The organism is Pseudomonas sp. HP_08 (genome assembly GCF_055284095.1).
The window spans coordinates 81,145-108,079 of record NZ_JBTOQC010000053.1; the positions used below are offsets into that span (position 1 = coordinate 81,145).

The window sequence follows — 26,935 nt, forward strand, 5'->3', positions numbered from 1 at the left end:
CGGTCAGTACCTCACGCTGAGGGTGCCCAGCACATGCGCCGGGTCGCCATAGTAATTGCCGTCGGTGGTGGCCACGGTCTCGACGTACTTGCGGTCGGTGAGGTTGCGGCCATTGAGTGAAATGCGCACATGCTCGTTGATGTCGTAGAACAGGCTGGCATCGACACGCGCATAACCGGCTACGTCGTAGCTGTTGTCCAGATCGCCTTCACGCGGGCCGACAAAGATCACCCCGGCGCCAAACCCCAGGCCGCGCAGCGTGCCTTCCTGCAACTGGTAGCTGGACCACAGCGAACCGCTCAGGGTCGGCACGCCGGTGAGCTTGTTACCCTCGGCAATCACCGTGTCCTGGGTGACTTCAGCATTGAGCACGCTGACGTTGCCGATCACCTGCCAGCCCGGCAGCGGATTGCCGCTGACATCCAGCTCGACGCCGCGCACCCGCTGCTCGCCGGTCTGCACCGAATAGTCGGTGTCGCCCGGGTCGGTGGCGGCCACGTTCTCGCGCACGATCTCGAACGCCGCCAGCGTGGCGCTGAGCTGCTCGGGAATGATGTCGAACTTGGCCCCCACTTCGTATTGCACGCCCTCCTCCGGGTCGAGCACGCGACCGCTGCGGGTCTTGCCGGTCTGTGGGGCGAACGATGTGCTGTAGCTGGCGTACAGCGCCAGCCAGTCATTGGGCTGATAGACCACGCCCAGGCGCGGCGACAGTTGCTCCGGGTCGACATCGGTGCGGGTGGTGCGCAGGCTGGCGTCCAGCGCCTTGCTGACCTGGCGGGTGTCGTCGTAGCGCGCGCCGACCAGCAGCTTCCATTGTTCGTTGAGGTCGATCTGGTCTTGCAGATACACGCTATAGGACTGCAGGTCGTAGCGGACCTTTTCCTGAAAGGCAAAACTGCCGGGCGTGGCGCCGTACACCGGATTGAAGATGTCCAGCGAGGCCAGCGAAGCCCGGTAGCTGGAGGTGTCGCGCTGGCCGTCGATGTATTCGAAGCCCATCAGGGCGGTATGCTGCAAGCCGCCGGTGGCAAAGCGCGCGATGGCTTCGAACTGCATGTCCAGGGTGCGGATGTTTTCTTCGCCGTCGGTGGCACGGCGGCCGAGGGTGCGGCCATCGCTGCCCAGGCCGCGCAGGTCGACCACATAGCGGTCCTTGTGCGAATCGTCCCAGCGGGTCATCTGGCGCAGGGTCCAGGTCTCGTTGAGGTCATGCTCGGCGCGGTACCAGACCGAGAACTTGTCGGCCTTGTCGCGTGCCCAGGGTTCGTGCAGATAGCGGTCGGCCGGCAGGTTGATCTTGCCGTTGATGGGGATCGCGCCCCGGTCGAATGGCGAAGTCTGGTCGATGTATTCGATGCCGGCGTCGACACGGGTCAGCTCGCTGGGCTGCCAGCGCAAGGTCGGCGCAATGTAGGTGTGCTTGCTGTCGCGGAAGGTATCGCGAAAGCCGCGATCGGTCTGGCTGGCCACGGTCAGGCGACCGGCCAGGGTTTCGGCCGGGTCCAGGGCGCCGCTGGCATTGGCTTCAAGGCGATAGAAATCACCCGTGCCGGCCTGCACCTTGGCGCTGGCTTCGGGGGTGAAGGATGGCTTGCGGGTCACCAGATTGATCAGGCCACCCGGATTGCCCCGGCCATAGAGCACCGAGGCCGGTCCCTTGAGCACTTCGACGCGCTCGACGTTGGCCAGGTCGCTGAGGGCTTCGGGGCGCGACACCAGCGGGTTGAGGGCCATGCCATCGATGGCGTAGCTGGTGGCTTGAAAGCCGCGGATCACGAAGCTTTCCGAAGAGCCGCCATGGGTGTTGCTGCGCTGCACGCTGCTGACGTTGGCCAGTACATCGCCCAGGCGGTCCAGTTGCTGGTCTTCGATGACCTGGCGCGGCACCACTTGCACCGATTGCGGGATATCGCGCAATGCCGTGTCGGTCTTGCTGGCCGTGGCGCTGCGGGTGGCGCGATAACCCTGCACCGCACCGCCGGCGGTTTCCAGATAACCGTTGCCATGGATGGTCGACGGCGCCAGATTCACCGCGCCCTGAGGCTGGGGAAACAACAACAGGGTGCGCTCCGGGGTCAGGCTCCAGCCCAGGCCACTGCCCTGCAACAGTTGACTCAGGGCCTGGCGTTCGCTCATCAGGCCCTTGACCGCCGGCGCGCGCAGGTCGCGAGCCAGCCCCGCATCGAAACTCACCTGAATGCCACTCTGGGCCCCGAAAGCGCCCAAGGCACCGGCCAGCGACTGGGCGGCGATGTCATAGCGTCGCTGCGGTTCGGCTGTCGACTGCGACGCCACGGCGTCGATTGCCTGGGTTTGCGCCTGCACGGTTGCAGCACTGGCGATCAGTACACAGCCGAGCGGCCAATGGCTGCAAACGTGGCGAAGCAAACGAAAACGCGGCACGGGCATGGCAGGCATTCCTTCATACGTCTGAATAACATTTGAGATAAATTCTCAACTTCTCCAGAAAGACGCCGTGCCCAAGATTTTTTTCCAGGTTTTTTCAGTTTTTTTACCGAGGTGCTGCAAACGGCCTACAGCACCCTCACCCAAGGGGTGATTTTTTGCAGCGGAACATTCAGCGAACGGGCCAGCGCCTGCAAGGCGCGGTCCGGGTCGCGCAGGTCGAACACACCGCTGATGCGTCTTTGCGCCAGCCTGGGGTCAGAAACAACGATCCAGCCAGTGCTGTAGCGTTGCAGGCGCTCGACAATGTCGGCCACGCTCTGGTCCTCGACATACAGCATCTGCTGACGCCAGGCGGCCACCCGCGCCGTATCGAGCTTGCTGCGCTGAACCTTGCCGGTGGCCCAGTCGACCTGCACGCGCTCACCCGGCAGCAGACGCTCGCTCAAACGCAAGGGCTGCTTGTCGCTGGCGTTTTCGGCCTGCACCTGACCGTGCTCCAGCACCACTTCGGTTCTGCTCTCTTGCAGGCTCAGTTCGAACGCGGTGCCCAGAACCCGCACCGCCATCTCGCCGGCGGTTGCCACGAAGGGCCGGGCCGGGTCGGCGGCTACCTGAAAGAAGGCCTGGCCCTGAAGCAATTGCACACGACGCGCCGAGTCGCCAGACAAGCCGATGGCGCTGCCCGGCGCCAGCACCACACGGCTGCCGTCGGGTAACTGGACTTCACGGGTTTCGGCGATGCCGGTGCGGTAATCGGCACGCCAATAGAGGCTCGCTTGCGGCGTGAACCACACCGCCAGCGCCAGTAGCGCACCGGCCATGGCCGCGCGGGGCCAGCGGCGTTTGCGACGCGGGGTTGCGGGGCGAGGTGTAGTGGAGCGCGGGACAACCGGCGCTGCACTGCTGATCGCTGGCGGCGGCAACTGGTCGAGTGCGCCCATCATGCTCTGCATCTGCTGCCAGGCGGCACGATGAAGCGCGTCAGCGGCCAGCCAGCGTTCGAATTCGGCACGGTCATCAGGGTGTTCGATCAGGCGGATCTGCCAGTCGGCCGCCTGCTCCAGCGGGTCCGGCGTCAGGCTAGCGTCCATGTTGAGCTCCAGGCGGCTCGGCGAATACGCGGGCCAGTCGCACCAGTGCATCGCGCAATAACCGGTGGGCACTGGTCACTGAAACACCGAGTTGCTCGGCGATCTGCGCCAGCGTGTAACCACCGAAGCGATGCATTTCCAGCGCCCGACGGCTTGCCTGAGGCATGGCGTCCAGTGCCTGGGCCAGACGCTCCAGCGCCATGCCGTGCTGGAAGGTGTCGGCAGGGTCATCCAGTTCCATGGGCAGCAACCAGTCCGGCGGCGACACCTGACGGGCCTGCTCGCGGGCGCGGCTGCGAATCAGGTCGAGCGCCAGGTTGCGCACCACCCGATAGGCATAGGCCACCGGCTGCTCGATAGGCTCGCCACGCCCGGCAATCAGACGGATGTAAGCCTCCTGAACGATGTCTTCGGCCTGCGTGCGATCGCCCGTGATGCCATTGGCATAGTTGATCAACTCGCGGCGCAAGCCGAGAAAAACGTCCAGATCGTTTGCCGACCCCGCCATCAATTAGCTCCGCCGCCCCGAAAAGGCCGCCATCTTAAGCGCTAACGATACGCATTGCTAATTGATTGACCGGGATCAGACGAACACTTCATCGAGAAAGTTGTACATGGCCTTGAACGCGCGGTTCGAGACCTTTTCGTCGTAGAGCATCTTGCCCGGCACATCGGCCGCAGGATCGGTGAACGAGTGCACCGCACCGCCGTAGACGTTCAATTGCCAGTCGACACCGGCACCGTCCATCTCGTGCCTGAAGGCAATCACCTGATCGGCCGGCACCATCGGGTCGGAACTGCCGTGCAGCACCAGCACCGCCGCCTGAATATTGTGCGCGTCAGCCGGATTTGGGGTGTCCAGCGTGCCGTGGAACGACACGGCCGCTTCGATATCGATCCCGCTGCGCGCCAGTTCCAGCGCAGCGCAGCCGCCGAAACAGAAGCCGAATGCCGCCACACGCTTGCTGTCGAGAAACACATCTTTCTGTGCCAGCAACAGCTTGAGTGCTGCCTGCATGCGCTTGCGCAGCTTGAGGCGATCGTCCTTGAGGACGGTCATGGCCTGAGCCGCTTCATCGGCGTTGGCAGGCCGCACGCCCTGGCCATAAAGGTCAGCCAGCAGCACGACATAGCCCTGCCCGGCCACCGCTTTGGCGATATCTTCGGCACCCTGGCTGATGCCCATCCAGTTCGGCGCCATGACCAGACCCGGTCGCAGCTGGCTGGCACTGGCGTCATACACCAGGCGGCTTTCGAAAGGCTGGCCGTCAATCTCGTGGACCACAGAACGAACCGTCACGTTATTGCTCATCATTGACTCCTTGCAACGCTGGAAAAATGACCCGGTACAGAAAAGAAAACCCGCCGGGGCGGGTTTTCTTGAGGTCGCTCATCAGACCGAGAGTTCAACCAACAGCTTGTTCAGTCGACGCACATAAGCGGCCGGATCTTTCAGGCTGTCACCGGCGGCCAGCGCAGCCTGATCGAACAGGATGTGCGACAGCTCGCCGAAGCGCTCTTCGTTCTGCTCGGCATCGAGTTTGCCGATCAGAGGATGCGCCGGGTTGAATTCGAAGATCGGCTTGGAGTCCGGTACCTTCTGCCCGCTGGCTTCGAGGATCTGGCGCATTTGCAGACCCAGATCCTGTTCGCCTATGGCCAGAATAGCCGGGGAATCGGTCAGGCGATGGGAAACACGCACTTCGCTGACCGACTCACCGAGCACAGTCTTGATGCGCTCGACCAGGCCTTCCTTCTCTTTGGCGACTTCTTCCTGGGCTTTCTTGTCCTCTTCGGAGTCCAGTTTGCCCAGGTCCAGATCGCCACGCGCCACGTCGACAAAGCTCTTGCCGTCGAACTCGTTGAGGTAGCTCATCAGCCACTCGTCGATGCGGTCGGTGAGCAGCAGCACTTCGATGCCTTTCTTGCGGAAGACTTCCAGGTGCGGGCTGTTCTTGACCTGCGCGTACGATTCGCCGCTGAGGTAGTAGATCTTGTCCTGGCCTTCCTTGGCGCGGGCCAGGTAATCGACCAGTGCAACGCTCTGCTCGCCGCTTTCGTCGCTGGTCGCGGAGAAACGCAGCAGGCCGGCGATTTTTTCCTTGTTGGCAAAATCTTCGGCCGGGCCTTCTTTCAGGACCTGGCCAAAGTTCTTCCAGAAGCCCTTGTACTGCTCAGGCTCGTTCTTGGCCAGCTTGTCGAGCATGTCCAGCACGCGCTTGGTCAGCGCCGATTTCATCGAGTCGATGATCGGGTCTTTCTGCAGGATCTCGCGCGAAACGTTCAGCGACAGGTCGTTAGAGTCGACCACGCCCTTGATGAAACGCAGGTACAGCGGCAGGAACGACTCGGCCTGGTCCATGACGAACACGCGCTGCACGTACAGCTTCAGGCCGCGTGGCGCTTCTCGCTGGTACAGGTCGAACGGCGCACGGGCCGGCACATAGAGCAGCGAGCTGTATTCCAGCTTGCCTTCGACCTTGTTGTGGCTCCAGCTCAGCGGGTTCTCGTAATCGTGGCCGATGTGCTTGTAGAACTCCTGGTATTCCTCGTCCTTGATCTCGGTACGCGGACGGGTCCACAGGGCGCTGGCGCGGTTGACGGTTTCCCACTCTTCGGCCGGCGCTTCTTCGCCTTCGGCAGCGGCTGGCTGCTGCTTGGGCAATTCGATCGGCAGGGCGATGTGATCGGAGTATTTCTTGATGATGTTGCGCAGGCGATAACCGTCGGCGAATTCGCTTTCATCGGCCTTGAGGTGCAGGACGATGCGGGTGCCGCGCTCGGCCTTGTCGATGGTGGCAACTTCAAACTCACCCTCGCCTCTGGACGACCAGTGCACGCCTTCGCTGGCCGGTGTACCGGCACGACGGCTGTACACATCGACCTGATCGGCAACGATAAAGGCCGAGTAGAAGCCGACACCGAACTGACCGATCAGGTGCGAATCCTTTTTCTGGTCGCCGGTGAGGTTTTTCATGAAGTCGGCGGTGCCGGACTTGGCGATGGTACCCAGGTGGGTGATCACATCGTCACGGTTCATGCCGATGCCGTTGTCTTCGAGGGTGACGGTCTTGGCGTCGGCATCGAAGCTCACGCGAATCTTCAGCTCCGCACCGCCTTCGAGCAGTTGCGGGTTGGCCAGGGATTCGAAGCGCAGTTTGTCGACGGCATCGGAGGCGTTGGAGATCAGTTCGCGAAGGAAGATTTCCTTGTTGGAATACAGCGAATGGATCATGAGGTGCAGCAGTTGCTTCACCTCGGTCTGGAAGCCCAGGGTTTGCTTTTGAGATTCCACACTCATGTTCGTCAAGCTCCAATTCAGAGGATACAGAGGGTACAAGGCGCCACGGTCGGTGATGCGTGGCAGCGGGTTGTCATCAAGGTGGGGCCGGCTGAAAGGATTTCAAGGGGGGCCAGTGGTCATCATTGCAGGCGTGCTGAAAGGACCCTGGATGTTAATGCGCTGTTCGGCGCCTGCGTCGGTGCCATCAACGAAAGTGGCACGCGCTGTATAAGTTCCCAAAACATTCATTTTAATATTCTGATCATTTGCTGGAACTTACGTTATCGCCAAGGGTTCTTAGGCACGTTAGGTATTCAATAAGGAGAAACACCTCATGCGTAAATCATTTGCTTATGCCTTGATGTTGGCTGCCTCGCTGGGCCTTGCTGCCTGCGATAAAAAATCTGAAAATATTCAGCAAGATGCGAATAAAAAAGCTGAACAATCTCAAGAGTCGATGCAAAAAGCTCAAGAGAAAGTGAACGACGCGGCTAAAGAAAGCCAGGAAGCGGCGCAGAAAAACGCCGAAGCCGCTCAACAGCGCGCCAATGAAGGCACCCCGGCACCGGCGACCGCGCCGGCCACAGCGCCGAAGCAATAATCGTATTGCTTGAAACTGCTTAAACTAATAAGGCCCGCTTTTTAGCGGGCCTTATTAGTTGTATCACTTTTAAGTGTTTCAATAACGACGCACTGTTACGCCACGGCTTGCTGACGTCTACCCACTAGACGATCAACCACAAAGGCACCTGCCAGGGTAATCACTGACGGGATCAGCCAGGCCATGCCCTCCTGGCTGAATGGCAAGTTTGCCAGCGCCTCTGGTAAATGAGCCCCAAGACCTGCCGTCTTGAGGGCATCGATGACGCCGAACAGCAACGACACGATCATTACCGGTACTACCACGCGGCTCTGGTTGTGCCACAGATCCTTGCAGAAGCTCAATGCCACCAGCACGATGCACGGCGGGTAGATGCCGGTCAGCACCGGTAACGAGACTTCGATCAGACGCGTCAGGCCCAGATTCGACACCACGAACGAGAACACCGCCAGGCCAATGACCAGCGTGCGGTACGACAGTGGCAGCAAGCGACTGAAATACTCGGCGCAGGCACAGGTCAGGCCCACGGCGGTCACCAGACACGCCAGCGCGATCAGCACCGCCAGGAAACCACTGCCCAGCCCGCCAAAGGTGTGTTGCACGTAGGCATGCAGCACAGCAGCGCCGTTGCCGGCTTCGGCGGCGATGGCATGGCTGCCGGAACCCAGGCGGAACAGGCTGATGTACACCAGTGCCAGGCCAACGCCTGCGATCAGGCCGGCGATGATTGCATAGCGGGTGATCAAGCGTGGCGAGTCGACGCCGCGCGAGCGAATGGCGTTGACGATCACGATGCCGAAGACCAGCGCGCCCAGGGTATCCATGGTCAGATAGCCCTCGGTGAAGCCTTTGGAGAACGGTGCCGCCACGTAAGCAGGCTGAGCGATACCGATGTCACCGGCCGGCAACATGAAGGCGGCGATGCCGAGCATGGCCAGGGCAACGATCTTCAGCGGGCCGAGCACCCGGCCGACAGTGTCGAGCAGCCGGCCCGGGTACAACGACACCAACAGCACGATCAGGAAATACACCAGGCTATAGAGGAACAGCGCCATCGGCGTGTCGCCGGTGAAAGGCGCCATGCCGACCTCGAACGACACGGTCGCGGTGCGCGGCGTGGCGAAGAACGGGCCGACCGCCAGGTAGCAGACGGTGGCCAGAATCACACCGGCTACCCGGCCAATCGGGCTGCTGAGGCTGTCCATCGCGCCACCGACCCTGGCCAGGGCGATGACGGTGAGCACCGGCAGGCCTACCGCGGTGACCAGAAAGCCCAGCGCCGCCATCCACACGTGCGGGCCGGCTTGCAGGCCGACGAAGGGCGGGAAAATGATATTGCCGGCACCGACGAACAGCGCGAACGTCATGAAGCCCAGTGCCAGGATGTCCTGGCCTTTCAACACTTTCATCTAAGGAACCACACTGCCGAATCAGGAATGAGAAGGTAGATCCCGTGGGTTGGGGAAGGTTTGCCGCTCTTGTAGAGCTGACGTGCAGGGCTGCGAGTCTTTGTGAGAGTCAGCCTGCACCGAAGGGCTGCAAGGCTAACCAAATCACGCACAAAACGCACTACCACAGGGCGCCAAATCGACGATATGCACCTGTATGTCGCGTTTATATACATGGTTTGAGCGAATTATCGGGAAGATGCGCGTGTTTCAGGCATGGGTAAAAGCACAAAGGCCACCCGAAGGTGGCCTTTGCTGAAGCATCAATCAGTCAGCCGAAGCTTACTTCTTGACTTCCCAACCGGTCAGCTCGGCCAGGGCCTTGCCGATGTCCGCCAGGGAACGAACGGTCTTCACGCCAGCGTCTTGCAGAGCAGCGAATTTCTCGTCTGCAGTGCCTTTGCCGCCAGAGATGATTGCACCGGCGTGGCCCATGCGCTTGCCCGGAGGAGCAGTCACGCCAGCGATGTAGGACACCACTGGTTTGGTCACGTTGGCCTTGATGTAGGCAGCCGCTTCTTCTTCAGCCGAACCGCCGATCTCACCGATCATGACGATCGCTTCGGTCTTCGGGTCTTCCTGGAACAGCTTCAGGATGTCGATGAAGTTGGAGCCTGGAATCGGGTCACCGCCGATGCCGACGCAGGTGGACTGACCGAAACCGGCGTCAGTGGTCTGCTTCACAGCTTCGTAGGTCAGGGTGCCGGAACGCGACACGATACCGACCTTGCCTGGCAAGTGGATGTGACCTGGCATGATGCCGATCTTGCACTCGCCCGGAGTGATCACGCCTGGGCAGTTAGGGCCGATCAGGACAACGCCCAGCTCGTCACACTTGACCTTGGCTTCCAGCATGTCGATGGTAGGAATGCCTTCGGTGATGCAGACGATCAGCTTGATGCCGGCGAAAGCGGCTTCCAGGATCGAGTCCTTGCAGAAAGGAGCCGGTACGTAGATGACCGAAGCGTCAGCGCCGGTGGTGTCTACAGCTTCTTTCACAGTGTTGAACACTGGCAGGTTCAGGTGGGTAGTGCCGCCTTTGCCTGGAGTCACGCCGCCAACCATCTTGGTGCCGTAGGCGATGGCTTGTTCGGAGTGGAAGGTACCTTGCGAGCCGGTGAAGCCCTGGCAGATAACCTTGGTGTCTTTATTGATCAGAACGCTCATTACTTGCCCTCCGCAGCTTTGACAACTTGTTGAGCAGCATCGGTCAGGCTGGTAGCTGCGATGATGTTCAAGCCGCTTTCTGCCAGTACTTTAGCGCCCAGCTCAGCGTTGTTGCCTTCAAGGCGAACAACAACCGGGATTTTCACGCCGACTTCTTTCACGGCGCCAATGATGCCTTCGGCAATCATGTCGCAACGAACGATGCCGCCGAAGATGTTGACCAGTACGGCCGCGACATTGGTGTCGGACAGAATGATCTTGAACGCTTCGGTTACGCGTTCTTTGGTTGCACCACCGCCTACATCGAGGAAGTTGGCAGGCTTGCCGCCGTGCAGGTTGACGATGTCCATGGTACCCATGGCCAGGCCAGCACCGTTGACCATGCAGCCGATGTTACCTTCCAGCGCTACGTAGTTCAGTTCGAACTTGGCAGCGTGAGCTTCGCGAGGATCGTCCTGCGAAGGATCGTGGAATTCCTTCAGCTTTGGCTGACGGTACATGGCGTTGGCGTCGATGTTGATCTTGGCGTCCAGGCAGTGCAGGTCGCCGTCAGCCTTGATAACCAGCGGGTTGACTTCCAGCAGGGCCAGATCGTGGTCCTGGAACAGCTTGGCCAGACCGGTGAAGATCTTGGCGAACTGAGTCACCTGCTTGCCTTCCAGACCCAGCTGGAATGCCAGATCGCGACCCTGGAATGGCTGAGCGCCAACCAGTGGATCGATAGTGGCCTTGAGAATCTTCTCAGGAGTGTCGTGAGCGATCTTCTCGATGTCCACGCCACCTTCGGTGGAAGCCATGAACACGATACGACGGCTGGAACGATCGACTACAGCGCCCAGGTACAGCTCTTTGGCGATGTCAGTGCACGATTCAACCAGAATCTTGGTCACTGGCTGACCATTGGCGTCGGTCTGGTAAGTTACCAGACGCTTGCCCAGCCATTGCTGAGCGAACGCTGCTGCGTCTTCCTTGCTGCGAACCAGCTTGACGCCGCCCGCTTTACCGCGGCCACCAGCGTGAACCTGAGCCTTGACGACCCACTCGGTGCCGCCAATTTTATCGCAAGCTTCTGCAGCTGCTTCCGGGGTGTCAACTGCGTAGCCTTTGGATACTGGCAGGCCGTATTCAGCGAACAGCTGCTTACCCTGATACTCGTGAAGATTCATGCTTATTACCGTCTTTGTTGGGCATTGCGCATTCGGTGCTGCACATGAAGTGTGCCGCACCACCTGTGACCGCTACTCCGGGTGGACTGCGTGATGGCTTGAGAACCATCACACCGCCGCCTGAGAGGTCGAGTCCGACGCCCTTTCCGCGGCGAACCTTGTGGCTCGCGACGGGCATGGCGCCGTGGTTTCGTGTTGCCTTAGCGTTTCTTGCGGTTCTGGATGTGGATGGCGCCGCCATTCACAGCCAGTGCCGCTTCGTGCAGCGCTTCGGACAGTGTCGGGTGAGAGAAGACCATCATGCCCAGGTCTTCGGCACTGCTGCCGAATTCCATGGCGATCGCACCCTGCTGAACCAGTTCGGCAGCGCTCGGGCCGATCACGTGGACGCCCAGAACGCGGTCGCTCTTGGCATCGGCGATGATCTTGACGAAGCCGCCGGTGTCGTTGGCAGCCAGGGCACGGCCGCTGGCAGCGAACGGGAAGGTGCCGACGTTGACTTCAACGCCTTCAGCCTTGAGGGTTTGCTCGGTCTTGCCGACCCACGCGATTTCCGGGTGGGTGTAGATCACGGACGGGATCAGGTTGTAGTTCATCTGGGCCTTGTGGCCCTTGATGCGCTCGACAACCATGATGCCTTCTTCGGAAGCCTTGTGTGCCAGCATCAGGCCGCGCACCACGTCACCGATGGCGTAAACGCCCGGTACGCTGGTCGCGCAGTAGTCGTCGACGTAGATGTAGCCGCGCTCGTCCAGGGTCACACCGCTGTCGGAAGCCAGCAGGTCGGTGGTCACCGGACGACGGCCTACGGCCACGATCAGGCGATCGAACGTGATCTTCTGCTCGCCGTTGGCATCGGTGTAGGTCACTTCGACTTCGTCGCCATTGACCTGGGAGCCAGTCACACGAGCGCCCAGCTTGACGGCCAGACCCTGGTTGGTGAAGGTCTTCAGTGCTTCTTTGGCAACGGCTTCGTCAGCGGCTGGCAGGAACTTGTCCAGCGCTTCCAGAACAGTGACTTCAGCGCCCAGGCGAGCCCAGACCGAACCCAGCTCCAGACCGATAACGCCAGCACCGATAACGCCCAGGCGTTTTGGTACTTGCTGGAATTCCAGGGCGCCGGTGGAATCGACGATGACATTCTGGTCGACCGGAGCCGGTGGAATGTCGATCGGACGCGAACCGGAGGCCAGGATCACGTGCTCGGCTTCGATGATTTCAACGGTGCCGTCAACCTTGGTCAGCTCGACTTTCTTGCCGGCCAGCAGTTTGCCGTGGCCTTGCAGGGAAGTGACGCCGTTGGCCTTGAACAGGCTGGCAACGCCGCCGGTCAGGCCTTTGACGATAGTGGCTTTGCGGCCAACCATGGTCGGTACGTCGATGGCGACTTCGCCGGTGCTGATACCGTGCACATTGAAGCTTTTCTTGGCTTCGTAGTATTTCCAGGAGCTGTCCAGCAGCGCCTTGGAAGGAATGCAACCAACGTTCAGGCAAGTACCGCCCAGCGCCAGTTTGCCTTCCTTGTCCTGATACTTCTCGATGCAGGCAGTCTTGAGACCGAGCTGTGCAGCCTTGATGGCGGCTACATAACCGCCAGGGCCTGCGCCGATCACTACGACGTCGAATTTCTGAGACATATCAAAGAGTTCCTCTTTAGCTGCGAGCTTCAAGCCGCAAGTTGCAAGCCGTTCTGCGAGATTCAACAGATCCGGCTGACAACCCGTTAATTAGGTGCCACATACTCGCTCAGGCTGCATGCCGCCGCGCTTCTTTCTTGAAGCTTGCGGCTTGCAGCTTGAGGCTGGCGCTATCAGATATCCAGCAGCAGACGAGCCGGATCTTCCAGCAGGTTCTTGATGGTAACGAGGAAGGTTACGGCTTCTTTACCATCGATCAAGCGGTGATCGTAAGACAGCGCGAGATACATCATCGGGCGAATAACGACCTGGCCGTTGATTGCCATCGGGCGTTGCAGAATGTTGTGCATGCCCAGGATTGCCGCTTGCGGCGGGTTGACGATCGGGGTCGACATCATCGAACCGAAAGTACCGCCGTTGGTGATGGTGAACGTGCCGCCAGTCATCTCGTCGATGGACAGCTTGCCGTCACGGGCCTTCTTGCCGAAGGTGGCGATGCCGCCTTCGATTTCAGCCAGGCTCATGTGCTCGGCGTTACGCAGAACCGGTACGACCAGGCCGCGGTCGCTGGACACGGCAACGCCGACGTCCGCATAACCGTGGTAGACGATGTCGTTGCCGTCGATCGAGGCGTTGACTGCCGGGAAACGCTTCAGCGCTTCGGTGGCGGCCTTGACGAAGAACGACATGAAGCCCAGACGCACGCCGTTGTGCGACTTCTCGAACAGGTCCTTGTACTTCGAACGCAGGGCCATGACTTCGGTCATGTCGACTTCGTTGAACGTGGTCAGCATGGCCATGTTCGACTGGGCTTCGACCAGACGCTTGGCAACGGTGGCACGAACGCGGGTCATCGGCACGCGCTTCTCGGTGCGATCGCCAGCAGCCACGACCGGAGCGGCAGCAGCGGCAGGCTTGGCAGGTGCAGCAGCCGGAGCGGATTTCTTCGCTTCGACAGCAGCAACCACGTCTTCCTTGGTGATGCGACCGTCTTTGCCGGTGCCTTTGACGCTGGCCAGGTTGATGCCGTTTTCTTCGGCCAGCTTGCGGGCGGCAGGTGCGGCGATTGCATCGTCATCAGCGCCAGCAGCAGGTGCAGGTGCAGGTGCAGGTGCAGCAGCCTGGGCTGGTGCAGCAGCCGGTGCAGCGGCGGCAGCGGCAGGCGCGGCAGCAGCGGTAGCGCCCGCTTCCAGGGTTGCAATCAGCTCGTTGGAGAGGACGATTTCGCCCTCGCCTTTCACGATCGATGCCAGAACGCCGTCTGCTTCGGCCAGGACTTCAAGGACAACCTTGTCAGTCTCGATGTCGACCAGCAGTTCGTCGCGCTTCACCGCTTCGCCCGGTTGCTTGTGCCATTTGGAAATGGTGCCGTCGGCAACGGATTCCGGGAAAGAGGGGGCTTTGATCTCGATAGCCATTATCTGTAATTCCTTAATTCGGTTTCTAATGCACGAAGGCGTTAAACAGTGAAGGCATCTTGCAGCAGTTTTTCCTGCTGTTCGGCGTGTATCGAAGCGTAACCACAGGCCGGGGCTGCAGAGGCGTCACGACCGGCATACTCGAGCACGAGGTTGCGGTTGTGATTACCAATGCTGCGACGCAGGTGGTGCTGGCTGCTGTACCACGCGCCCTGGTTCATCGGCTCTTCCTGACACCAGGCCACATGCTTGAGGTTGGCGTAAGGCGCGATGGCCTCCATCAGGTCGTCCTCAGGGAACGGATACAGCTGTTCGATACGCACGATGGCGATGTCTTCACGACCTTCGGCACGGCGCTTCTCCAGCAGATCGTAATAGACCTTGCCGCTGCACAGGACCAGACGCTCGACCTTGGCCGGATCCTGGGTGTCGATTTCCGGGATCACGGTCTGGAACGAACCTTCGGCCAGATCTTCCAGCGTCGAGATGGCAAGCTTGTGACGCAGCAGCGATTTAGGCGACAGCACCACCAGCGGCTTGCGCAGCGGGCGAATGACCTGACGACGCAGCAGGTGGTAGATCTGCGCCGGCGTGGTCGGTACGCACACTTGAATGTTGTGCTCGGCGCACAGTTGCAGGTAACGCTCCAGACGCGCGGAGGAGTGCTCCGGGCCCTGCCCTTCATAACCATGAGGCAGCAACATGGTCAGGCCGCACAGACGACCCCACTTGTGCTCGCCGCTGGTGATGAACTGGTCGATCACCACCTGGGCACCGTTGGCGAAGTCGCCGAACTGGGCTTCCCAGATGACCAGCGCGTTAGGCTGGGTGGTCGAGTAGCCGTATTCGAAGGCCAGTACGGCTTCTTCCGAGAGGAAGGAGTCATACAGGTCGAAATTCGGTTGACCCGGCAGCAGGTTCTTCAGCGGCACATAGGCGCTGGCGTCTTTCTGGTTGTGCAGTACAGCGTGGCGGTGCGAGAACGTGCCGCGACCGACATCCTGACCGGTGATCCGGATTGGATGGCCTTCGAACAGCAGCGTGGCGTAAGCCATGGTCTCGGCGTAGCCCCAGTTGATCGGCAAGCCACCGGCCTGCATCTTCTGGCGATCTTCGTAGATCTTCTGCACCTGACGCTGAACCACCAGACCTTCAGGCAGCTCCAGCAGCTTGGCGGAGAGTTCCTGCAGGGTCTTGAGATCGAAGCTGGTGTCGTGACGCGCGGTCCAGGCATGGCCCAGATAAGGACGCCAGTCGACGAACAGCTCGCGGTTCGGCTCCTTGACCAGGCTCTTGACCACGTGCTGGCCGTTGTCCAGCGCATTGCGGTAGTCGTCGATCTTGGCCTGGACACCGGCTTCGTCGAACACACCGGACTTGACCAGTTGCTCGGCGTACAGCTCGCGGGTGGTGCGCTGCTTGTTGATCTGCTGGTACATCAGCGGCTGGGTGCCGCTTGGCTCGTCGGCCTCGTTGTGGCCGCGACGGCGGTAGCAGACCAGGTCGATGACGATGTCACGCTTGAACTGCATGCGGTAGTCGATCGCCAGCTGGGTGACGAACACCACGGCTTCAGGATCGTCGCCATTCACGTGCAGGATCGGCGCCTGGATCATCTTGGCAACGTCGGTTGCGTACTCGGTGGAGCGCGCGTCCAGCGGGTTGCTGATGGTGAAACCAACCTGGTTGTTGATCACAATGTGCACGGTACCGCCGGTTTTGAAACCGCGGGTCTGCGACATCTGGAAGGTTTCCAGGACCACGCCCTGACCGGCAAAGGCAGCATCGCCGTGCAGGGAAATTGGCAGGACCTTTTCGCCGCTCGAATCGTTGCGGCGATCCTGGCGTGCGCGAACCGAACCTTCGACCACCGGAGAGACGATCTCCAGGTGCGAAGGGTTGAAAGCCATGGCCAGGTGGACTTCGCCGCCTGCGGTCATGACGTTGGACGAGAAGCCCTGGTGGTACTTGACGTCACCGGAACCCAGCTCGACCACTTTCTTGCCTTCGAACTCGTCGAACAGCTCGCGCGGGTTCTTGCCGAAGGTGTTGACCAGTACGTTCAGACGGCCACGGTGGGCCATGCCGATCACGACTTCCTTGACGCCATAGGAACCGGAGCGCTGGATCAGCTCGTCGAGCATCGGAATCAGGCTTTCGCCGCCTTCCAGACCGAAACGCTTGGTGCCCGGGTATTTGGTACCCAGGTACTTTTCCAGGCCTTCGGCTGCGGTGACGCGCTCAAGCAGGTGGGCCTTGTTCTCGGCGGAAAACGCCGGGCGGCCGCGCACGCTTTCGAGGCGCTGCATGAACCAGTTGCGCTGCTCGGAATCCACGATGTGGGCGAATTCAGCGCCGATGGTGCGACAATATGTCTGCTCCAACGTCTCGTGGATTTCACGTAGGCTCGCTTCCTCCTTGCCGATGAACAGGTCGCCGGCGCGGAAAACGGTATCCAGGTCTGCGTTGGTCAGGCCGTAATGGTTGATCGACAGATCAGCCGGTACGGGACGCTGCCACAGCCCCAGCGGGTCGAGCTGGGCCGCCTGATGGCCGCGTACGCGGTACGCCTGGATGAGCCGTAACACTTCAACCTGCTTCTTCTCGTGTTCGCTGCTCACACTGCCGGCGGATACCGGTTGAGCACGGCGCTGGTTTTTGGCCAGCAACACGAAATGATCGCGAATCGTCGAATGCGATACATCGGTGGCAGAGCTGCCAGCGGTCGGCAACGTCTGAAAGTAGGTGCGCCATTCATCTGGCACAGCGTTAGGGTCGTGCAGGTAGAGCTCGTAGAGCTCTTCCACATAGGCAGCGTTACCACCGGATAGGTGGGCACTGTTCCACATGCGCTGCATCACGCTTTCTTGCATGCTTGGTCACCCTCGGTAAGGGGACACCACCGGCGAAGCCCAATAGCAAGCCTGAGACGGTCGTGTGCAGCGACCAAAACAAGTCACCAAGGATCACGCAGATAGTCCGGGTACCAGCCCGGATGCCCCTGCTGGTCTCATTTCTTCAAAGTTAGAGCAGCAGCCTTGCGAGCCGCGACTCTGGTTAAACCGTGGCGCGGGTTTGCCCGCGCCACGGCAGCTTACGGTACAGCGATGTAACGGTTAAAACGGTGTATCAAACGCCACTGCTGAGCAACATGTTGCGTACGTGCCCGATCGCCTTGGTAGGGTTAAGGCCTTTCGGACAGACGTTGACGCAGTTCATGATGCCCCGGCAGCGGAATACGCTGAACGGATCGTCCAGCGAAGCAAGACGCTGGGCAGTATACGTATCGCGGCTGTCAGCCAGGAAACGATAAGCCTGCAGCAGAGCAGCCGGGCCCAGGAACTTGTCAGGGTTCCACCAGAAGGACGGGCACGAAGTCGAGCAGCAAGCGCACAGAATGCACTCGTACAGACCATCGAGCTTCTCGCGCTCTTCCGGACTTTGCAGACGTTCGATGGCCGGAGCCGGCGTGTCGTTCTGCAGGAAAGGCTTCACCTTCTCGTACTGCTTGTAGAAGATGCTCATATCGACGACCAGGTCACGAATAACCGGCAAACCAGGCAGCGGACGCAGCACCAGCTTGTTGTTCTTGACCACGGCCGACAGCGGCGTAATGCATGCCAGGCCGTTTTTGCCGTTGATGTTCATGCCGTCGGAACCGCACACGCCTTCACGGCACGAGCGACGATACGAGAAACCCTCGTCCTGTTCCTTGATCAGTGCCAGTACATCCAGCACCATCAGGTCTTTGCCACCGGTGTCGACGTCGAAGACCTGGGTCTTGGGCGCCGAGTCGGTGTCTGGGTTGTAGCGATAAACTTCGACTTTCAACATAGCGGCCACCCTTAGTAAGTCCGGATTTTCGGTTCGAACGCCGGTACGGTTTTCGGCGCGAAGTTGACTGAACGCTTGGTAACGCGCTTGTCACCCGGGAAGTACAGGGTGTGGCACAGCCAGTTTTCGTCGTCGCGGTCTTCGAAGTCTTCACGGGCGTGGGCGCCGCGGGACTCTTTACGCGCTTCGGCGGCGATGGCAGTGGCCTCAGCAACTTCAAGCAGGTTCTGCAGCTCCAGCGCTTCGATACGCGCGGTGTTGAAGGCCTGGGACTTGTCGTTGATCTTGACGTTGGCGATGCGCGCACGCAGGCCGGCCAGTTGCTCGATACCCTTCTGCATGTATTCGCCGGTACGGAACACACCGAAGTAGTTCTGCATGCAGCTTTGCAGTTCGCGACGCAGGGTTGCCACGTCTTCACCGTCGGTACGCGAGTTCAGCGCGTTCAGGCGGCCCAGGGCACGTTCGATATCGGCCTCGGTGGCCTCATCGTACTGAACGCCATCGGACAGCGCTTTTTCCAGGTGCAGGCCGGCAGCACGACCGAACACGACCAGGTCGAGCAGCGAGTTGCCGCCCAGACGGTTGGCACCGTGAACCGATACGCACGCCACTTCACCGACCGCGAACAGGCCCGGCAGGATCACGTCCTTGCCGTCAGCATCCTGGGTCATTGCCTGACCATGAATGTTGGTGGCAACGCCGCCCATCATGTAGTGACAGGTCGGTACGACAGGCACTGGCGCCAGAACCGGGTCGACGTGAGCGAAGGTCTTGGACAGCTCACAGATACCAGGCAGGCGGCTGTGCAGTACTTCTTCGCCAAGGTGGTCGAGCTTGAGCATCACGTGGTCGCCGTTAGGGCCACAGCCGTTGCCGGCGATGATTTCCTTGACCATGGAACGGGCCACGACGTCACGACCGGCAAGGTCTTTGGCGTTGGGCGCGTAACGCTCCATGAAACGCTCGCCGTGCTTGTTGATGAGGTAACCACCTTCACCACGGCAACCTTCGGTAACCAGTACACCTGCACCGGCAATACCGGTCGGGTGGAACTGCCACATCTCGATGTCCTGCACCGGCACGCCTGCACGCAGGGCCATGCCCACGCCGTCGCCGGTGTTGATCAGGGCGTTGGTGGTGGAGGAATAGATACGGCCTGCGCCGCCGGTGGCCAGTACGGTCGCCTTGGCGCGAATGTACGAGGTTTCACCGGTTTCGATGCAGATGGCGATGATGCCGACGAAGTCGCCGTTGGCATTCTTCACCAGGTCGACGGCGTAGTATTCATTGAGGAATACGGTGCCGGCCTTCAGGTTGCCCTGATACAGCGTGTGCAGCAGTGCGTGACCGGTACGGTCGGAAGCGGCGCATGTACGCGCGGCCTGACCGCCCTTGCCGAAGTCCTTGGACTGGCCACCGAACGGACGCTGGTAGATACGGCCGGTTTCGGTACGCGAGAACGGCAGACCCATGTGGTCGAGTTCGAATACGGCAGCAGGACCTTCCTGACACATGTATTCGATCGCGTCCTGGTCACCGATGTAGTCCGAACCCTTGACGGTGTCGTACATGTGCCAGCGCCAATCGTCGTTCGGGTCTGCCGAAGCGATCGCGCAAGTGATGCCGCCCTGGGCGGAAACGGTGTGCGAACGGGTCGGGAATACCTTGGTGACCACGGCAGTCTTGTGACCGCCCTGAGCCAGTTGCAAGGCAGCGCGCATACCCGCGCCGCCGCCACCGACGATGATGGCGTCGAAAGAAAGTGTGTTAGTGCTAGCCATTGATCAGATACCCCAAAGAATCTGCACGCCCCAGACGAAGTAAGCGAACATCGCAACGCCGCATACGGTCTGGAAGAGGAAACGTACTGCAGTTGCCGATTTGCCCAGCGCCATCGGCGTCAGGTAGTCGGTAGCGATGGTCCACATGCCAACCCAGGCGTGAGCGCCCAGACCGACGAGGGCCAGCAGACTGAAGATACGCATCCAGGTGGTCGAGAACAGCGCATGCCACTGGGCATATTCCAGACCTGGGTGAGCAACGAGGTAGCCGATCAGGAAAATGAAGTAAGCCGCGAGCACGACCGCAGAAACCCGCTGCGCCATCCAGTCGTAAAGACCCGAGCGGGAAAGGTTAGTGACGTTGGTTACCATATCCAGACTCCCGCCAGCACGATCAGTACCACAGAAACGACGATTACGATTTTGGACCCCAGCTTGCCGCCTTCCAGCGTCTCGCCGACACCCGCGTCCATGATCAGGTGGCGCACGCCGGCCACCAGGTGATACAGCAGGGCAGACAGCAAGCCCCAGATAACAAGCTTCGCCAGCGGGCTGGTCAGACACGCCTTGACTTCACCGAAGCCTTCCTCGGATGTCAGCGACTTGTCCAATGCATAAAGCATGATGGCAATGCCGACAAAGAGAATGACACCGGAAACACGGTGAAGAATGGACGTGTAAGCAGTGACTGGGAGCTTGATTGTCCTTAGGTCTAGATTTACAGGTCGTTGGCTTTTCACGGCTTTTTTTTCACACTGAAGAGCCCCTAACAGGCAAGGGCAAGTTGTTGGGAAGTGCACTGGTCAGGTACCCACTACCCACGAAGTGACGACCACCTGGAGCGGGCTCTAAAGCCCATGGCAGTCGGACGCCGAGTATAGACAGTTAGGCTATTAATGACAACGCGCAGACGGCCGGCAAACGGCGGATTGCGTGACCGCAACAAAAGGCGTAGAGGAGTAGGAATAATACGAAAATTCCTGTTGCCGGAAGCGCTTTGGAACACGACTTTAGGCAAATTGACTTTAGAATTTATCTCACTATAGTGATGCGGGCCCTGCGTGGGGGGCCTGTCTGATGATTTGAAGCATAAATAGGAGGCCATATGGCTGACAAAAAAGCGCAGTTGATCATCGAGGGCACCGCCCCCGTCGAGCTGCCCATTCTGACCGGCACTGTCGGTCCCGATGTGATCGATGTGCGCGGACTCACTGCCACCGGCCGCTTCACCTTCGACCCCGGCTTCATGTCGACCGCCTCTTGCGAGTCGCAGATCACCTATATTGATGGTGACCAGGGCATCCTGCTGCACCGCGGCTACCCGATCGAACAACTGGCCAGCCAGTCGGACTATCTGGAAACCTGCTACCTGCTGCTCAACGGCGAACTGCCGACTGCCGAGCAGAAAGCCCAGTTCGTTGCCGTGGTGAAAAATCACACCATGGTCCACGAGCAGCTCAAGACCTTTTTCAACGGCTTCCGCCGCGATGCCCACCCGATGGCCGTCATGTGCGGTGTGGTCGGCGCCCTCTCGGCGTTCTATCACGACTCGCTGGACATCAATAACCCGCAGCATCGCGAAATTTCCGCGATTCGCCTGGTCGCCAAGATGCCAACCCTGGCCGCGATGGTCTACAAGTACTCCATGGGCCAGCCCATGATGTACCCGCGCAATGACCTGAGCTACGCCGAAAACTTCCTGCACATGATGTTCAACACCCCGTGCGAGATCAAACCGATCAGCCCGGTGCTGGCCAAGGCCATGGACAAGATCTTCATTCTCCATGCCGATCACGAGCAGAACGCTTCGACCTCCACCGTGCGCATGGCCGGCTCTTCGGGCGCCAACCCGTTTGCCTGCATCGCGGCCGGCATCGCAGCCCTCTGGGGCCCGGCTCACGGCGGCGCCAACGAAGCCGTGCTGACCATGCTCGACGAAATTGGCGACGTGTCGAACATCGACACCTACATCGCCAAGGCCAAGGACAAGAACGATCCGTTCAAGCTCATGGGCTTCGGTCACCGCGTCTACAAGAACCGTGACCCGCGCGCCACCGTAATGAAGCAGACCTGCGACGAAGTGCTGGGCGAGCTGGGCATCCACAACGATCCTCAACTCGAACTGGCCATGCGCCTGGAAGAGATCGCCCTGACCGATCCTTACTTCATCGAGCGCTCGCTGTACCCGAACGTCGACTTCTACTCGGGGATCATCCTCAAGGCCATCGGCATTCCGACCAGCATGTTCACCGTGATCTTCGCCCTGGCGCGGACTGTCGGCTGGATCTCGCACTGGAAAGAAATGCTCTCCAGCCCTTACAAGATCGGCCGCCCACGCCAGCTGTACACCGGCGAAACGCAGCGCGACATCAAGCCGCTGCCAGATCGCAAGTAAGCAGGCGATACCGCATAAGACAAAGGGCTGCCAATGGGCAGCCCTTTGTTTTTAGCACGACAAAATATCAGGGTTTCGCCGCCCTCTCCTTCAATGCCTTGAGGGTATTGAACGGCGCATCGACAACAAACTTGTTGGACAACCAGGAAGGCACGCTACCCCCAGGATCGGTGTGCACCTGGTAAGTCACCTCGGTGCTTGCTGCACCCTTGGGAGTCAATTGCCAGAAGCCGTCGACTTTCGCCACCCGCTCATAGCCCTTCTCTCTCGGCACATAGTCCGGCAGCCCCTGCAAGGTGCGCTTGAGCGTCCCGTCAGCCTGCTGACGGGTCGTGACCAGCAACACCGAGTCTCTGGGCGTCACCGGCCACGGCGTCTTGAACCGGCTGTAGGTCCAGGCCTGGTCACCTTCATGCTTGAGCAGTTTTTGCGACTCGCACTCATAGATCCAGGCACAGGCGCCGGCCACGTCCTCCTGCAAGGCCCGCACACGGTCAATGCCGACATTCAGCGTGGTCACGCCACGATAAGCCTTGTACTTCGAGCCCGGCACTTCGCTTAGCCAGACCTTGATACCACCCTCGTCCTTGGCCAGTTGCCAATCTTCGGCATGCGCCCCACTACTGAGCAGTACAGTTACACCACATGCAACAGCCAACCGATACAGCAACGTCATGGGTCATTCCTCATAGAGAGCTTACCGTCACGCCGCCGACCGCATGCGGTCACGCCACTGCCGTGACCTGTTCCCACCAGCCGATCAGACGAATCGCATCCACCCGATCGACACCGCAGACATCCTCGGCCGCCTTGAACTGACCGCACACCTCTGGCCGTTCAGGCTTGCCAAACAGGCCGCAGAAAAACTCGACTGTCAGATGCAAACAGTGAACACCCGCCGGCTTGCCTTCGGGCATGCCGGGAATGGGAGAAGTGATGGAGGGCGCGATGCAGCAGGCACCACAACCGGAACGGCAGTCCATGACGCGATTTACCTTGAAAGTCAGAAGAAAGGATAGCGGTATTACCCGCTCTAACAAGCGTTTGAAAACGCCATAGCAGGCGGCAAACCGGGCGTTACTGCTTGAACTTGAAGTCCAGCGCCGCGCCTTCGACATCACGTCGACTGTCGTTGCGCATCTGCAGCTGCATCTCGTTGCTCAGCAAGCGGCCATTGAGCTCGAAGCCATTCGGGTCATCAGACGCCTTGTCGCCAAACATCGGCGGCAGCAAGGGCTTGCGGCGCGCGGAAATGACCTTGGGCGGCGGCTCCAGCTCCTGAACCAGCTCGGGCGGCAGGCTCAGGTCGAGACGGGTCTTGCCCAGGCCTGTTTCCTTGACCACTGCAGCGGCCTTGGCGGCCTGGCGCTTTTGCGCCTGCTCTTCCCGCTTGGTCACCGCCTTGGTGGCCGGCTTGTTCACCGATGGCTTTTTCTCATCGGCCGCCGACGCCTTGGCAACCTTGCTGCCCTTGTCCGAGCGAACCTCGGCAGGCTTTGGGGCCACACCGGAATCGCCCTTGCCGATGACGACCGGCACCACGGGCACATTGGGCGTGAGTTCATGCACAGGCGCCGCCGGCTTACTGGCCACGGAACCTGTGACGACATCAGCCACCGGCTTGTCGAGCGTGGAAGGCACGGTCGACGGCACGACAGGCGGCGCCGGGACAGATGCGGCACTCTGGACAGCCTGAGTCTTGGGCTTGGGTACCACCGGTTCTTGTTGCTTGTCACAGGCACCCAACAGCACAAAAATCAGCAATCCAAGACAACGAAAAGCATTCATAGGCAGGCAATTGCATAGGCAGAAAGCCACATGCTGTCCTTTTGCAGCGTTGATGACAAGCGTCAGGCGGATCACCGGGGCAAAAATCTGTGCCACTTAGTAACCGATTGACGTCTCTTGGCACAATTGTCTGGCCAGCATCCCCAGTGTCATCAGCGCACGCTCTGCCTCGCGGTTCCAGGGCATGCCACAGTTGATGCGAATGCAGTGATTGAACTGTTCTGTATTACTGAAGATCAGTCCCGGCGCGATACTGATGCCCTGCTCCAGTGCCCTGACGTGCAATTCCTGGGTATTGACCCGCCCCGGCAGGCTGACCCACAGAATAAAACCGCCCACTGGCCGGCTCATTTGCGTGCCTTCCGGAAAGTATTGCTGAACCGCCAGCTGGTAAGCACTGAGATTTTTGCGGTACTCCACGCGGATATAGCGCAGATGGCGGTCGTAGCCGCCGTTTTCGAGGTAAGCCGCCACCCCCATTTGCGTCACACTGCATGCCGAATGGGTACTGAAGGTCTGCAAACGCTGGATCTCGCCATGGTATTTGCTGCCAGGAATCATCCAGCCGATGCGCACACCCGGCGAAAGCGTCTTGGAAAAACTGGAGCAGTAAATCACCCGATCCTGGCGATCGTAGGCCTTGAGCGCCTTGGTTCGACCGATTTCGAACATCAGCTCGCCGTAAATATCGTCTTCAATGACCTGGATATCGAAATCCGACACCAGACGCAGCAGGTTCTTCTGCCGCTCTTCTGGCATGGTCGCGCCCAGCGGATTACTGGTTCGCGCGGTCAGCACCAGGGCCTTGATCGACCATTGGTTGGCCGCCAGTTGCAGCGCTTCCAGGCTGATACCGGTCACTGGATCGCTGGGAATCTCGATAACTTTCAGACCCAGCAGATCAGCCAGTTGCAGCAAGCCGTAATAGGCCGGCGACTCGGCAGCGATCAGATCGCCGGGGCGGGTTACCACCCTCAGGGCCATCTGCAACGCATCGACGCAGCCGTGGGTGATGATGACCTCGGACGGGTCGACCACCACACCGGCATCGCGCATGCGAATCGCCACCTGACGGCGCAATGGCTCGAAGCCCGGGCTGAACATGTAACTGAAGGCTCGCGGGCTATGAAAGCGCGTCACCTTGGCCAGTTGCTGGTGCAAGGCGCGCACTGGCAAATAGTCCACATGCGGCACGGCCGCACCGAGTGCAAAGACCCCTTCGCGGCGCGACTCCACCAGCACTTGTTGAATAATGCTGCTGCGCGTGACCAGGCTGGGCCTCTCGACCCGGGCGATATCGGGGGTCGATGCTGTCAACGCAGGCGTCTGATGCACGTAGTAACCCGACTGCGGACGGGCGCGGATCAGGCCCTGATCCTCAAGGTTGGCGTAGGCCTGCAACACCGTCGCGTGGCTGACATTGAGCTGCGAGCTCATCTTGCGCACCGAAGGTACACGCTCGCCGGGCTGATACACGCCGCGACGAATATCTTCGGCCAGCTGCTTGGCGATACGTTGGTAAAGCAACAAATTGGTCATGAATCAGCCTCACAACGACCGACAATTTTTTATTTTTTGGGAAAAACAACCATAACAGTCCAAAAGTGTACTAGGACAGTTCTTCCAGATGCGGGACATTGTGCACGCTGACAGAAATTATTGGCAGGCGTATACGCCAAAAGAGCCAGCTTTTAAGCCAAAAAAAGCCCGGCGCCCTAATGGACGCCGGGCTTTTTTAAACAAATCGTTTACCGAGGGTCGCTGAGCAGCCCTTTATCGTCGGAAAAAACGATTTCCACACGTCGGTTTTGTGCCCGACCACGCTCTGTCGCGTTTACATCCACCGGAAATTGCTCGCCATACCCTTCGACCTGAACGCGCTTTTCGTTCACGCCGAGGTCGATCAGCATATCGGCCACCGATTGAGCACGCTCTCTGGACAGTCTCAGGTTGCCCTGCCGGTCACCGGTATTGTCGGTATAGCCTTCGATACGGATGACCCTGCGAGGATTGAGCTGCAAGAACTGCACAACCTTGAGCACGGTGCGATTGGCCGAATTTTTCAGCTCCGTATCGCCCTCATCGAAGAGCATGTCGCCCAATGTCATGACCAGGCCGCGATCGCTCTGGGTCGTGGCCAGGCTCAGAATCTGGTCTTCAAGCCACTTACCCTGGCGCTGGGCACCTGCCAGTTTGGCCTCGCGCAGCGCCAGTTGCAGGCGCTGTCGATCCATCTCCATTTTCGCCAGACGCTCCTGAGACAGCACGAGGTTGCTGTGCTCACGAGCAATTTCGCTGTAGCGACTGCTCAGGTAGGCGTAATGGCGTACATCTTCAGCGCTGCCCACATAACTGGATAAACGCTCGGCCCGCGCCAGCGACTCACCGGCACGAATGACATCTTTGGGCGCACTGCGCAGCACATCGGTGTCTTCCTTGACGGCCTGGAAATCGGCACTGGCTTTTTGCAGGTCCTGATCGCTGGCGTGCTGGCTGGCGCAACCGCTCAAGCCCAGCAACAGGCAGGCACCGAAAACCGGAGCAAGACGATTCATTGGGCCTCCTTCAACTGCTTGCGCAGACGCTCGAGGCGGGTTTCAAGCTGCGCACGCTGCTCTTCGCTTTTCAGGGTCAAGACCTGGGCTTCAGCCAGCCGCGCATCGAGCTCGGCCTGTTCGGCTTGCATGCGCGCCTGTTTATAGGATTGCGCCAGCATGTCGGTACGCGCCTGGGCGAACTTGTCAGTGGCTTGCTGCATGGACGGCTGCGCCTCGGCATCGGCACCCACCGCTTTGGCTTGATGCAGCGCCTGTTCGGTCAGCTTCATTTGTTCGGACGGAGCCGGGTCATTGGCACATCCGGCCAGCGTGACGGTCGCCATGCAGGCAACCAGAAAACGAATACTCACAAA

General features: G+C 60.0%; 23 protein-coding genes. 2 read left to right on the top strand and 21 right to left on the bottom strand.

Translation table 11 applies throughout. The features are described 5' to 3' along the window. Window positions 1–3: 3 nt before the first annotated feature. From ACYAS9_RS29390 to htpG, 5 genes are all read right to left on the bottom strand, one after another. Complete coding sequence (locus ACYAS9_RS29390) at window positions 4–2,412, bottom strand: TonB-dependent siderophore receptor (protein ID WP_463572018.1); 2,409 nt, start codon at window positions 2,410–2,412, stop codon at window positions 4–6. A gap of 125 nt (window positions 2,413–2,537) precedes the next feature. Further along, window positions 2,538–3,503: a FecR family protein gene (locus ACYAS9_RS29395; RefSeq protein ID WP_463572019.1), complete on the bottom strand. Its 966-nt coding sequence runs from the start codon at window positions 3,501–3,503 to the stop codon at window positions 2,538–2,540. After that, on the bottom strand, window positions 3,493–4,011 hold the full coding sequence (locus tag ACYAS9_RS29400; RefSeq protein ID WP_463572020.1) for a sigma-70 family RNA polymerase sigma factor: 519 nt from the start codon (window positions 4,009–4,011) through the stop codon (window positions 3,493–3,495). The genes ACYAS9_RS29395 and ACYAS9_RS29400 overlap by 11 nt, the downstream gene beginning before the upstream one ends. A gap of 75 nt (window positions 4,012–4,086) precedes the next feature. Then, window positions 4,087–4,815, bottom strand: a complete 729-nt coding sequence (locus ACYAS9_RS29405; RefSeq protein WP_463572021.1) for a dienelactone hydrolase family protein — start codon at window positions 4,813–4,815, stop codon at window positions 4,087–4,089. Between the two features lie 81 nt (window positions 4,816–4,896). Then, on the bottom strand, window positions 4,897–6,804 hold the full coding sequence (htpG, locus tag ACYAS9_RS29410) for a molecular chaperone HtpG (RefSeq protein WP_463572022.1): 1,908 nt from the start codon (window positions 6,802–6,804) through the stop codon (window positions 4,897–4,899). Window positions 6,805–7,120: 316 nt separating this feature from the next. Between htpG and ACYAS9_RS29415 the strand changes: the two genes are divergently transcribed. After that, entirely contained in the window at window positions 7,121–7,387 is a 267-nt protein-coding gene (locus tag ACYAS9_RS29415; protein ID WP_463572023.1) for a hypothetical protein, read from the top strand. A 95-nt stretch (window positions 7,388–7,482) separates the two neighbouring features. On the opposite strand, the gene brnQ is transcribed toward ACYAS9_RS29415, so the two are convergent. The 10 genes from brnQ to sdhC all read right to left on the bottom strand — a co-directional run bounded on the left by brnQ (window position 7,483) and on the right by sdhC (window position 20,581). Continuing rightward, on the bottom strand, window positions 7,483–8,796 hold the full coding sequence (gene brnQ / locus ACYAS9_RS29420) for a branched-chain amino acid transport system II carrier protein (RefSeq protein ID WP_463572024.1): 1,314 nt from the start codon (window positions 8,794–8,796) through the stop codon (window positions 7,483–7,485). A gap of 321 nt (window positions 8,797–9,117) precedes the next feature. Beyond that, complete coding sequence (gene sucD / locus ACYAS9_RS29425; RefSeq protein WP_056840030.1) at window positions 9,118–10,002, bottom strand: succinate--CoA ligase subunit alpha; 885 nt, start codon at window positions 10,000–10,002, stop codon at window positions 9,118–9,120. Further along, window positions 10,002–11,168 (bottom strand): ADP-forming succinate--CoA ligase subunit beta, encoded by a 1,167-nt coding sequence (gene sucC, locus ACYAS9_RS29430; RefSeq protein WP_056840031.1) that lies wholly within the window; start codon window positions 11,166–11,168, stop codon window positions 10,002–10,004. The genes sucD and sucC overlap by 1 nt, the downstream gene beginning before the upstream one ends. A gap of 200 nt (window positions 11,169–11,368) precedes the next feature. Next, the gene (lpdA, locus tag ACYAS9_RS29435) at window positions 11,369–12,805 is read right to left on the bottom strand and encodes a dihydrolipoyl dehydrogenase (protein ID WP_463572025.1); all 1,437 of its coding nucleotides are present in this window, start codon (window positions 12,803–12,805) and stop codon (window positions 11,369–11,371) included. Between the two features lie 173 nt (window positions 12,806–12,978). After that, window positions 12,979–14,223, bottom strand: a complete 1,245-nt coding sequence (gene odhB / locus ACYAS9_RS29440; protein ID WP_463572026.1) for a 2-oxoglutarate dehydrogenase complex dihydrolipoyllysine-residue succinyltransferase — start codon at window positions 14,221–14,223, stop codon at window positions 12,979–12,981. A gap of 41 nt (window positions 14,224–14,264) precedes the next feature. After that, on the bottom strand, window positions 14,265–17,096 hold the full coding sequence (locus ACYAS9_RS29445; RefSeq protein WP_463572027.1) for a 2-oxoglutarate dehydrogenase E1 component: 2,832 nt from the start codon (window positions 17,094–17,096) through the stop codon (window positions 14,265–14,267). 256 nt (window positions 17,097–17,352) lie between these two features. After that, the gene (locus tag ACYAS9_RS29450; RefSeq protein WP_463572028.1) at window positions 17,353–18,057 is read right to left on the bottom strand and encodes a succinate dehydrogenase iron-sulfur subunit; all 705 of its coding nucleotides are present in this window, start codon (window positions 18,055–18,057) and stop codon (window positions 17,353–17,355) included. An 11-nt stretch (window positions 18,058–18,068) separates the two neighbouring features. Continuing rightward, window positions 18,069–19,841 carry a succinate dehydrogenase flavoprotein subunit gene (gene sdhA, locus ACYAS9_RS29455; RefSeq protein WP_463572029.1) on the bottom strand — a complete coding sequence of 591 codons (1,773 nt, stop codon included), beginning with the start codon at window positions 19,839–19,841 and terminating at the stop codon, window positions 18,069–18,071. A gap of 3 nt (window positions 19,842–19,844) precedes the next feature. Continuing rightward, window positions 19,845–20,213, bottom strand: coding sequence for a succinate dehydrogenase, hydrophobic membrane anchor protein (gene sdhD / locus ACYAS9_RS29460; RefSeq protein ID WP_463572030.1), 369 nt, complete (start codon window positions 20,211–20,213; stop codon window positions 19,845–19,847). Then, a complete protein-coding gene (gene sdhC, locus ACYAS9_RS29465) occupies window positions 20,207–20,581 on the bottom strand; it encodes a succinate dehydrogenase, cytochrome b556 subunit (protein WP_463572031.1) in 375 nt (124 codons plus the stop codon). The genes sdhD and sdhC overlap by 7 nt, the downstream gene beginning before the upstream one ends. A 365-nt stretch (window positions 20,582–20,946) precedes the next feature. Between sdhC and gltA the strand changes: the two genes are divergently transcribed. Then, on the top strand, window positions 20,947–22,236 hold the full coding sequence (gltA, locus tag ACYAS9_RS29470) for a citrate synthase (RefSeq protein WP_463572032.1): 1,290 nt from the start codon (window positions 20,947–20,949) through the stop codon (window positions 22,234–22,236). A gap of 67 nt (window positions 22,237–22,303) precedes the next feature. Here gltA and ACYAS9_RS29475 read toward each other — a convergent pair whose 3' ends face one another. The 6 genes from ACYAS9_RS29475 to ACYAS9_RS29500 form a co-directional block, all read right to left on the bottom strand. After that, complete coding sequence (locus tag ACYAS9_RS29475) at window positions 22,304–22,912, bottom strand: START domain-containing protein (protein ID WP_463572033.1); 609 nt, start codon at window positions 22,910–22,912, stop codon at window positions 22,304–22,306. A 49-nt stretch (window positions 22,913–22,961) separates the two neighbouring features. Next, window positions 22,962–23,219: a YkgJ family cysteine cluster protein gene (locus ACYAS9_RS29480; protein ID WP_463572034.1), complete on the bottom strand. Its 258-nt coding sequence runs from the start codon at window positions 23,217–23,219 to the stop codon at window positions 22,962–22,964. A gap of 94 nt (window positions 23,220–23,313) precedes the next feature. Next, window positions 23,314–24,024 carry a translation initiation factor 2 gene (locus ACYAS9_RS29485; RefSeq protein WP_463572035.1) on the bottom strand — a complete coding sequence of 237 codons (711 nt, stop codon included), beginning with the start codon at window positions 24,022–24,024 and terminating at the stop codon, window positions 23,314–23,316. A gap of 96 nt (window positions 24,025–24,120) precedes the next feature. Beyond that, entirely contained in the window at window positions 24,121–25,563 is a 1,443-nt protein-coding gene (locus ACYAS9_RS29490; RefSeq protein ID WP_463572036.1) for an aminotransferase-like domain-containing protein, read from the bottom strand. A gap of 209 nt (window positions 25,564–25,772) precedes the next feature. Then, window positions 25,773–26,579 (bottom strand): OmpA family protein, encoded by an 807-nt coding sequence (locus ACYAS9_RS29495; protein WP_463572037.1) that lies wholly within the window; start codon window positions 26,577–26,579, stop codon window positions 25,773–25,775. Continuing rightward, entirely contained in the window at window positions 26,576–26,932 is a 357-nt protein-coding gene (locus tag ACYAS9_RS29500) for a DUF4398 domain-containing protein (RefSeq protein ID WP_463572038.1), read from the bottom strand. The genes ACYAS9_RS29495 and ACYAS9_RS29500 overlap by 4 nt, the downstream gene beginning before the upstream one ends. Between the last annotated feature and the right edge of the window lie 3 nt (window positions 26,933–26,935).

Bases quoted from the DNA above. Each gene is read 5' to 3' on its own strand.
- ACYAS9_RS29390 (WP_463572018.1), bottom strand. From the start codon at position 2,412: ATGCCCGTGCCGCGTTTTCGTTTGCTTCGCCACGTTTGCAGCCATTGG.
- ACYAS9_RS29395 (WP_463572019.1), bottom strand. From the start codon at position 3,503: ATGGACGCTAGCCTGACGCCGGACCCGCTGGAGCAGGCGGCCGACTGG.
- ACYAS9_RS29400 (WP_463572020.1), bottom strand. From the start codon at position 4,011: ATGGCGGGGTCGGCAAACGATCTGGACGTTTTTCTCGGCTTGCGCCGC.
- ACYAS9_RS29405 (WP_463572021.1), bottom strand. From the start codon at position 4,815: ATGAGCAATAACGTGACGGTTCGTTCTGTGGTCCACGAGATTGACGGC.
- htpG (WP_463572022.1), bottom strand. From the start codon at position 6,804: ATGAGTGTGGAATCTCAAAAGCAAACCCTGGGCTTCCAGACCGAGGTG.
- ACYAS9_RS29415 (WP_463572023.1), top strand. From the start codon at position 7,121: ATGCGTAAATCATTTGCTTATGCCTTGATGTTGGCTGCCTCGCTGGGC.
- brnQ (WP_463572024.1), bottom strand. From the start codon at position 8,796: ATGAAAGTGTTGAAAGGCCAGGACATCCTGGCACTGGGCTTCATGACG.
- sucD (WP_056840030.1), bottom strand. From the start codon at position 10,002: ATGAGCGTTCTGATCAATAAAGACACCAAGGTTATCTGCCAGGGCTTC.
- sucC (WP_056840031.1), bottom strand. From the start codon at position 11,168: ATGAATCTTCACGAGTATCAGGGTAAGCAGCTGTTCGCTGAATACGGC.
- lpdA (WP_463572025.1), bottom strand. From the start codon at position 12,805: ATGTCTCAGAAATTCGACGTCGTAGTGATCGGCGCAGGCCCTGGCGGT.
- odhB (WP_463572026.1), bottom strand. From the start codon at position 14,223: ATGGCTATCGAGATCAAAGCCCCCTCTTTCCCGGAATCCGTTGCCGAC.
- ACYAS9_RS29445 (WP_463572027.1), bottom strand. From the start codon at position 17,096: ATGCAAGAAAGCGTGATGCAGCGCATGTGGAACAGTGCCCACCTATCC.
- ACYAS9_RS29450 (WP_463572028.1), bottom strand. From the start codon at position 18,057: ATGTTGAAAGTCGAAGTTTATCGCTACAACCCAGACACCGACTCGGCG.
- sdhA (WP_463572029.1), bottom strand. From the start codon at position 19,841: ATGGCTAGCACTAACACACTTTCTTTCGACGCCATCATCGTCGGTGGC.
- sdhD (WP_463572030.1), bottom strand. From the start codon at position 20,213: ATGGTAACCAACGTCACTAACCTTTCCCGCTCGGGTCTTTACGACTGG.
- gltA (WP_463572032.1), top strand. From the start codon at position 20,947: ATGGCTGACAAAAAAGCGCAGTTGATCATCGAGGGCACCGCCCCCGTC.
- ACYAS9_RS29475 (WP_463572033.1), bottom strand. From the start codon at position 22,912: ATGACGTTGCTGTATCGGTTGGCTGTTGCATGTGGTGTAACTGTACTG.
- ACYAS9_RS29480 (WP_463572034.1), bottom strand. From the start codon at position 23,219: ATGGACTGCCGTTCCGGTTGTGGTGCCTGCTGCATCGCGCCCTCCATC.
- ACYAS9_RS29485 (WP_463572035.1), bottom strand. From the start codon at position 24,024: ATGAATGCTTTTCGTTGTCTTGGATTGCTGATTTTTGTGCTGTTGGGT.
- ACYAS9_RS29490 (WP_463572036.1), bottom strand. From the start codon at position 25,563: ATGACCAATTTGTTGCTTTACCAACGTATCGCCAAGCAGCTGGCCGAA.
- ACYAS9_RS29495 (WP_463572037.1), bottom strand. From the start codon at position 26,579: ATGAATCGTCTTGCTCCGGTTTTCGGTGCCTGCCTGTTGCTGGGCTTG.